This window comes from Burkholderia sp. 3C, from assembly GCF_054589155.1.
In genome coordinates this window covers 64,182-72,367 of sequence record NZ_BAAILN010000159.1, presented here as the reverse complement: position 1 = coordinate 72,367, position 8,186 = coordinate 64,182, and the positions used below count along the sequence as shown (strand labels likewise).

General features: G+C 66.2%; 8 protein-coding genes. 5 read left to right on the top strand and 3 right to left on the bottom strand.

Annotated elements, in window-relative coordinates:
- A partial coding sequence (locus ACYP33_RS34375; protein ID WP_459625551.1) for an AAA family ATPase occupies window positions 1-1,095 on the bottom strand: 1,095 nt, incomplete at its 3' end.
- A 20-nt stretch (window positions 1,096-1,115) separates the two neighbouring features.
- Complete coding sequence (locus tag ACYP33_RS34370; RefSeq protein ID WP_414443988.1) at window positions 1,116-2,018, bottom strand: NAD kinase; 903 nt, start codon at window positions 2,016-2,018, stop codon at window positions 1,116-1,118.
- Window positions 2,019-2,129: 111 nt separating this feature from the next.
- Here ACYP33_RS34370 and hrcA point away from each other — a divergent pair, with 111 nt between their 5' ends.
- From hrcA to ACYP33_RS34355, 3 genes are all read left to right on the top strand, one after another.
- Window positions 2,130-3,155 carry a heat-inducible transcriptional repressor HrcA gene (gene hrcA, locus ACYP33_RS34365; RefSeq protein ID WP_414443989.1) on the top strand — a complete coding sequence of 342 codons (1,026 nt, stop codon included), beginning with the start codon at window positions 2,130-2,132 and terminating at the stop codon, window positions 3,153-3,155.
- A gap of 116 nt (window positions 3,156-3,271) precedes the next feature.
- A complete protein-coding gene (hemH, locus tag ACYP33_RS34360; protein ID WP_459625549.1) occupies window positions 3,272-4,339 on the top strand; it encodes a ferrochelatase in 1,068 nt (355 codons plus the stop codon).
- 49 nt (window positions 4,340-4,388) lie between these two features.
- Complete coding sequence (locus tag ACYP33_RS34355; RefSeq protein ID WP_414443991.1) at window positions 4,389-4,796, top strand: RNA-binding S4 domain-containing protein; 408 nt, start codon at window positions 4,389-4,391, stop codon at window positions 4,794-4,796.
- Here ACYP33_RS34355 and ACYP33_RS34350 read toward each other — a convergent pair.
- Entirely contained in the window at window positions 4,768-4,929 is a 162-nt protein-coding gene (locus ACYP33_RS34350) for a hypothetical protein (protein WP_459625548.1), read from the bottom strand. The two genes, ACYP33_RS34355 and ACYP33_RS34350, sit on opposite strands and share 29 nt — an antisense overlap.
- Window positions 4,930-5,294: 365 nt before the next feature.
- On the opposite strand from ACYP33_RS34350, the gene grpE reads away from it, so the two are divergent.
- Both grpE and dnaK read left to right on the top strand, forming a co-directional pair.
- Window positions 5,295-5,849 (top strand): nucleotide exchange factor GrpE, encoded by a 555-nt coding sequence (grpE, locus tag ACYP33_RS34345; RefSeq protein ID WP_414443993.1) that lies wholly within the window; start codon window positions 5,295-5,297, stop codon window positions 5,847-5,849.
- Between the two features lie 402 nt (window positions 5,850-6,251).
- A partial coding sequence (dnaK, locus tag ACYP33_RS34340; RefSeq protein WP_459625547.1) for a molecular chaperone DnaK occupies window positions 6,252-8,186 on the top strand: 1,935 nt, incomplete at its 3' end.

Sequence of the window (8,186 nt, the reverse complement as noted above, 5' to 3'; positions counted from 1 at the left end):
GGCGCGCGCCGCCGACAGCGTGCGCGCGTCGTCCAGATAGGCCTCGCGGGCGCGGTCGGCCGCGACCTGCAGGTTGCTCAGGTCGGCGGCTGCATCGAGCGCGGCAAGCTGCTCGCGGCGCGCCAGGTGTTCGTCGTGCAGCGTGTCGGGCGGCAGCCGGAAGCGGCGCGCGGCCGAATGCAGCGCGTCGAGCCGCATCTCGACCTGCGCGAGCCGGCCCGGATCGAGTTCGAGCCGCTGCGCGTAGTGCGACAGCGAATACGAGGCCTCGCGCAACTGGATTTCGGCCGGATCGAGCGAGGCCAGCACGTCGTTGAGCGCCGGGTCGAGCGAGGCCAGATGGCGCACGTTCGAGAGCACCGCGCCCAGATGCCCGAGCATCGATTGATCCGATTCGGAGATCGCCAGCAGCGCACCCTGCACGCCTTGGCTGAGGTTCGCCGCATGCGTGAGGCGCCCGTGCTCGCTGTTGACCTCGTCCCATTCGCCCGGTTGCGGCGCGAGCTTGTCGAGTTCGGCGAGCTGCCAGGCCAGTTTTTCGCGTTCGAGCTGCAGTTCGCGCTCGTGGGTTTGCGCGAGCTCGATCTGGTGGAGCGCTTCGCGCCAGGCGCGCCAGGCGCGTGCGACGGCGGCCGCGTCGGCCGTCAGGCCAGCGTGCGTGTCGAACATCTCGCGCTGGGCGTCGGGCCGCATCAGCAACTGGTGCGCGTGCTGGCCGTGCACGTCGACCAGCATCTCGCCCAGCTCGCGCAATTGCGAGAGCGTGGCGCTGGTGCCGTTGATGAACGCGCGCGAACGGCCGTTGGCGTCGATGACGCGGCGCATCATGACCACGTCGTCGGCATCGAACGCATGCACGTCGAGCCATTGCGCGACACGGTCGTGCGGCGTGAATTCGGCGGTGATGTCGGCGCGCTGGCAGCCGGCGCGCACGACGCTGGCGTCTGACCGCTCGCCGAGCGCGAGCGCGAGCGCATCGATCAGGATCGACTTGCCGGCGCCGGTTTCACCGGAGAACACGCTGAAGCCGGTGTCGAATTCGAGGTCGAGCCCGGCGACGATGACGAAGTCGCGAATCGAGAGATGGCGGAGCATGGTGGGTGGCGCGGGCCGCGTCAGGATTCCGGATCGTCGTCGTGCGACGGATGCTCGTTCCAGTGCAGCTTCTTGCGCAGCGTCGTGTAGAAGCTGTAGCCGACCGGATGCAGGAACGGCACCGTGTGGCGCGAGCGGCGCACCTCGATGGTGTCGTTCAGTTGCAGCGCCGTGAACGACTGCATGTCGAAGTTCACGTTGACGTCGCGCCCGCCGATGATCTGGATGCCGACCTTGACGTCGTCGGGCAGCACGATCGGCCGGTTCGACAGCGCGTGCGGGGCGATCGGCACCAGCACGATGCCCTGCAGTTGCGGATGCAGGATCGGGCCGGCCGACGACAGCGCGTAGGCCGTGGAGCCGGTGGGGGTGGCGACGATCAGGCCGTCCGAGCGCTGGTTGTACATGAAGCGGCCGTCCACCGAGACCCGTAATTCGGCCATCCCGGAGAAGCCGCTGCGGTTCACCACCACGTCGTTGAAGGCCAGCGCGTGATAGATCGGCTCGCCGTTGCGCACGATGCGCGCTTCGAGCAGCGTGCGTTCCTCGCGCTCGAAGCTGCCCGACAGCATCAGCGGCACCAGGTCGAGCATCTCGGAGGCCGAGATATCGGTGATGAAGCCCAGCCGGCCGTGGTTGATGCCGATCAGCGGGGTGCGGTAGGGGGCAAGCTGGCGGCCGATGCCGAGCATGGTGCCGTCGCCGCCGAGCACGATCGCGACGTCGGCGCGCGCGCCGATTTCGGTGGGTGTCAGCGCCGGATGGCCCTTGATGCCGTATTCTTGCGCGGTGGCTGCCTCGAAGACGACTTCGAGCCCTCGCTTCACGATGGCAGCGGCCAGCGCGGCGAGCGGTTCGGCGATGCCGGGGGTGTTGCTGCGCCCGACGAGCGCCACGGTCTGGAACTGGTTGCCGGTATTCATGGCGGCATTACACCATAGCTGGATGACGAAAAGGAACCGGCCGGGAGGCCGAGGGCGCCTTGGCGCCGCAACCCTCGCGGGCGCCGCGCGCTTGCGCTAGAATTTTCGACCATGTTAGATCCCCGCGCACGCACCCTCCTGAAAACCCTGATCGAACGGTATATCGCCGACGGTCAGCCGGTCGGCTCGCGCACGTTGTCCCGGTATTCCGGGCTCGAGCTGAGCCCGGCCACCATCCGCAACGTGATGTCCGACCTGGAGGAGCTTGGCCTCGTTTCGAGCCCGCACACCTCCGCCGGGCGCGTACCGACGCCACGCGGCTATCGGCTGTTCGTCGACACCATGCTGTCGGTCGAATCGCCGATCGACAGCGACGCGCTCACGCGGCTCGTGCAAACCACCCTGCAGGCGGGCGAGCCGCAGCAGAAGGTGGTGGCCGCCGCCGCCAGCGTGCTGTCCAACCTGTCGCAGTTCGCCGGCGTGGTGCTGACCCCGCGCCGCAGCCATGTGTTCAAGCAGGTCGAATTCATGCGGCTGTCCGACAAGCGGATCCTGCTGATCATCGTCACGCCCGAGGGCGACGTGCAGAACCGCATGATGGCCACCCAGCGCGATTATTCGCCGTCGCAACTGACCGAGGCCTCGAACTATATCAACGCCAATTTCGCCGGGCTGTCGTTCGACGAGGTGCGCCGCCGTCTGCGCGAGGAAATCGACGCGCTGCGCGACGACGTGACCGCACTGATGCACGCCGCCGTCACGGCCAGCACCGAAACGCCCGACGACGGCGACACGCTGCTGATCTCGGGCGAGCGCAACCTGCTCGAAGTGGCGGATCTGTCGTCCGACATGGCGCGGCTGCGCAAGCTGTTCGACGTGTTCGACCAGAAAACCAGCCTGCTGCAACTGCTCGACGTGTCGAGCCATGCGCAGGGCGTGCAGATCTTCATCGGCGGGGAATCGACGCTGGTGCCGATCGACGAGATGAGCGTCGTCACCGCGCCCTATGAGGTGAACGGCAAGATCGTCGGCACGCTCGGCGTGATCGGGCCGACGCGGATGGCCTACAACCGCGTGATCCCGATCGTCGACATCACGGCGCGGCTGCTGTCGCTGACCTTGAGCGGCAACCAGTAAGCCGTTCGCTATTGCCCCGATTGGCGCGTCGGCCTTTCGCCGTCTCGTGTCGCCGGGTCGTGGGCCGTCGCTATAATGAGGCTCGTTCGATCCGGTGCCCAGGCCCATCCCCGTTCATGCGTTTTGATCTCGAGCCGCCGTCGCAACACGCGCCGGCGCATCGCATCGCCGTTCTGCTCGTCAATCTCGGCACGCCCGACGCGCCCACGCCGGGCGCCGTGCGGCGCTATCTGGCGCAATTCCTGTCCGACCCGCGCGTGGTGGAAATCCCGGCCATCGCCTGGCAGCCGATCCTGCGCGGGCTGATCCTGCCGTTCCGCTCGCGCGCCTCGGCGAAGAAATACGCAACGGTCTGGACGCCCGAAGGCTCGCCGTTGCGCGTGCACACCGAGCGGCAGGTCGAAGGCCTGCGGCCGCTGTTCGCCGCCAACGGCTACCAGGTGATGGTCGATTACGCGATGCGCTACGGCACGCCCGATATCGGCACGGTGCTCGGCCAGTTGAAGCACGCGGGCGCGGAACGGGTGCTGCTGATGCCGCTGTATCCGCAGTATTCGTCGTCCACCACGGCAACCGCGTTCGACGCGGCGTTCGCCGCGCTGGGGCGCATGCGCAACCAGCTCGAAGTGCGCACGGTGCGCCACTACGCCGACCATCCCGCCTATATTCATGCGCTGGCCGAGCAGGTGCTGCATTACTGGGCCGAGCACGGTCGCCCCGATTTCGCGGCCGGCGACAAGCTGGTGCTCAGTTTCCACGGCGTGCCGAAGCGCACGCTCGACCTCGGCGATCCGTACCATGACCAGTGCCAGCAAACGGCGGCGTTGCTGATCGCCACGCTCGGCCTCGGCTCGCTCGAATGCCTCGTCACGTTCCAGTCGCGCTTCGGCAAGGCCGAATGGCTGCAGCCGTACACGGCGCCGACGCTGCGCGAACTCGGCGCGGCCGGCGTCAAGCGCGCCGACGTGTTCTGCCCCGGTTTCACGTCCGATTGCCTCGAAACCATCGAGGAAATCGGCATGGAAGTGCGCGACGAATTCCTGCATGCCGGCGGTGGCGCGTTCCACCGCATTCCGTGCCTGAATGCGTCGCCGGCCTGGATCGACGCGCTGGGCCAGATCGTCGCGGAAAACCTGCAGGGCTGGCCGGCGCGCGTGGCGGTGCAGGCCGAGACGGCCGCCTGAACCGGGGCGGCCCGAGCCTCATTCACCGTCACGAAGCGGAATCAAGCCGATGAACTACCGGATTTCGACCGAACCGGGCGCCAAGCTGCGGATCGACAAATGGCTATGGGCGGCGCGCTTCTTCAAGACGCGCTCGCTGGCCACCGACGCCGTCGAGAAGGGCCGGGTGCGGATCGGCGGCGCGGCCGTCAAGCCGTCGAAGGACGTGCGGGTGGGCGATCGTGTGGAAATCACCATCGAAACGGTGGTCTGGCAAGTGGAAGTGCTCGGGATCTGCGACCTGCGCGGCCCGGCCAGCATCGCTCAGACCTTGTATTCGGAAACCGCGGAAGGGCGGGCGAAACGGCTTGCCGAACTCGATCGGCGACGGCATTATCGCGAGCCGGCCGCCGAGATGCACGGCCGCCCGACCAAGCGCGACCGCCGGATCATCGACAAACTTTCGAATGGGCGCTGAAGGCGGGCTCGAACGTCGCCCGCGCGCTGCCGTATTCGGTGGTGCGATCGGTGACGGCGCCCGACATGCAGATGGTGGTGGTGCCGGCCACGAGTACCAGCGCGACCACCGAAATGACAAAGGTCAATTTCACGGTACTCCCCTTGGGACGGCCAGCGGAACGGGTCCGCAATCGGAAGGCGGCGGCCGGTGAGTGGTGCGCGCGCGCTGTGCGTCGTTCGAAATGATCCGACGAATCGGGCCGCGTCGGGGTGGGTCCGGGCAGCCTCAGACGCAGTGTAGTGCAGCGTCCGGGGCCGATCCAGTGGGGTGGTGGTAACGGTTGTTACGGCCGGTTGCGGGTCGATCCTGCCGATCGGACGGGAACCGCCGAAAGACCCTCTTGAAATTGTTGTTTTCGGCCCTATGTGGGTTTCTGTTGCTCGGCAGGCAGGCCACGGGCCTCGTCCGCAGCGTGCCGCCGGGCTGGCTTTCATTCACCCAATCGATTTCAGCGACATGGAAAATACGCAAGAGAATCCGGCTGCTCAACCGGCCGACGAAACCGGCCGCGACGCACAGGCTGCTCAGCCGGCCCAGGCCGACGTGCCGCAGGCCGCCGAAGCCGACGCCGCGCTGGCCGAAGCGCAAGCCAAGGTTGCCGAGCTGCAGGAGCACTTCCTGCGCGCGAAGGCCGAAACCGAAAACGCGCGCCGCCGTGCACAGGAAGACGTCGCCAAGGCGCACAAGTTCGCCATCGAAAGCTTCGCCGAGCACCTGCTGCCGGTGATCGACAGCCTCGAAGCGGCCGTGGGCGACACGTCGGACGACGTCGCGAAGATTCGCGAAGGCGTCGAACTGACGTTGCGCCAGCTCAACAACGCGCTCGAAAAGGGCCGCGTGAACGTGATCAACCCGGTGGGCGCGAAATTTGATCCGCATCAGCATCAGGCGATCTCGATGGTGCCGGCCGAGCAGGAAGCCAACACCGTCGTCAACGTGTTGCAAAAGGGCTATACGATTGCCGACCGCGTGCTGCGCCCGGCGCTCGTGACGGTCGCGCAGCCGAAGTAAGCAAAAAGGAAGGCGGCGCGCCCCGAGCGCGCCCCTCAGGTTGGGGAGGCCGGCGGGAAAGCCGGCCGGCGGCGCGTGGGTCCTGATCCGCGCCGCGATGAAGCCGGTTCGCCTTCGGCGAATCGCAAGGCGATGCCGCCGGCTGGCCCGGCATGGATCGCCCCGCGCGTCGTTTCCTCGCTTGCCCGTTGTCGTTTTTCGGGGTCGGATTGTTTCGGCCCCCGATCGCCGTTCGGCCGCGTGCCGCCGGCAATTGAAAAAATTGAATAGCCGCATCGCGTTCGGGGTCTTGAAAACGGCGCGGTCGCACCTATTTCGTGTGCAGAGTTGAATTCGGCGCGGCAAAACCGGGAAAAAGCCCCGAAAAGCCGCAGCAAACAGCGTTTCTGGAGATTACGAAAAATGGGAAAGATCATCGGTATTGACCTCGGCACCACGAACTCGTGCGTGGCCGTGATGGAAGGCAATCAGGTCAAGGTCATCGAGAATTCGGAAGGCACCCGCACCACGCCGTCGATCATCGCTTACATGGACGACAACGAAGTGCTGGTCGGTGCGCCCGCCAAGCGTCAATCCGTGACCAACCCCCGTAACACCCTGTTCGCGGTCAAGCGCCTGATCGGCCGTCGCTTCGAAGAGAAGGAAGTCCAGAAGGACATCGGCCTGATGCCGTACGCCATCGTCAAGGCCGACAACGGCGACGCCTGGGTCGAAGCGCACGGCGAAAAGCTGGCGCCGCCGCAGGTGTCGGCCGAAGTGCTGCGCAAGATGAAGAAGACGGCCGAAGATTACCTCGGCGAAACCGTCACGGAAGCCGTGATCACGGTGCCGGCGTACTTCAACGACAGCCAGCGCCAGGCCACCAAGGATGCCGGCCGCATCGCCGGCCTCGAAGTGAAGCGGATCATCAACGAGCCGACCGCGGCCGCGCTCGCGTTCGGCCTGGATAAAGCCGAAAAGGGCGACCGCAAGATCGCCGTGTATGACCTGGGCGGCGGCACGTTCGACGTCTCGATCATCGAAATCGCCGACGTTGACGGCGAAATGCAGTTCGAAGTGCTGTCGACCAACGGCGACACGTTCCTCGGCGGCGAGGATTTCGACCAGCGCATCATCGATTACATCATCGGCGAGTTCAAGAAGGAGCAGGGCGTCGACCTGTCGAAGGACGTGCTCGCGCTGCAACGCCTGAAGGAAGCCGCTGAAAAGGCCAAGATCGAGCTGTCGTCGAGCCAGCAGACCGAAATCAACCTGCCGTACATCACGGCCGACGCATCGGGCCCGAAGCACTTGAACCTGAAGATCACGCGCGCCAAGCTGGAAGCGCTGGTCGAGGATCTGGTCGAGCGCACCATCGAGCCGTGCCGCACCGCGATCAAGGATGCCGGCGTCAAGGTGTCGGACATCGACGACGTGATCATGGTCGGCGGCCAGACGCGCATGCCGAAGGTGCAGGAGAAGGTGAAGGAATTCTTCGGCAAGGACCCGCGCCGTGACGTGAACCCGGACGAAGCCGTCGCGGTTGGCGCGGCGATCCAGGGCCAGGTGCTGTCGGGCGACCGCAAGGACGTGCTGCTGCTCGACGTGACCCCGCTGTCGCTCGGCATCGAAACGCTCGGCGGCGTGATGACGAAGATGATCAACAAGAACACCACGATCCCGACCAAGCACGCTCAGGTCTACTCGACGGCCGACGACAACCAGGGCGCCGTGACGATCAAGGTGTACCAGGGCGAACGCGAGATGGCCATCAGCAACAAGGCGCTCGGCGAGTTCAACCTGGAAGGCATCCCGCCGGCACCGCGCGGCGTGCCGCAGATCGAGGTGACGTTCGACATCGACGCGAACGGCATCCTGCACGTCGGCGCGAAGGACAAGGCGACCGGCAAGGAAAACAAGATCACGATCAAGGCGAACTCGGGCCTGTCCGATGCCGAAATCGACCAGATGATCAAGGACGCCGAAGCGAACGCGGCCGAAGACCAGAAGCTGCGCGAGCGCGCCGATGCCCGTAACCAGGGTGACGCGCTGGTCCACAGCACGAAGAAGGCGGTCGCGGAATACGGCGACAAGCTCGACGCGGGCGAGAAGGACAAGATCGAAGCGGCACTGAAGGAACTGGAAGACGTGCTGAAGGATCACGCGGCCGAGAAGGACGTGATCGACGCGAAGGTCGAAGCGCTGTCGACGGCCTCGCAGAAGCTCGGCGAGAAGATGTACGCCGACATGCAGGCGCAGCAGGCAGGCGCCGCGGCAGCCGGCGGTGCGGCCGGTGCGGAAGGTGCCCACGCGGGCGCCGCGAACGCGGCCGACGATGTCGTCGATGCCGACTTCAAG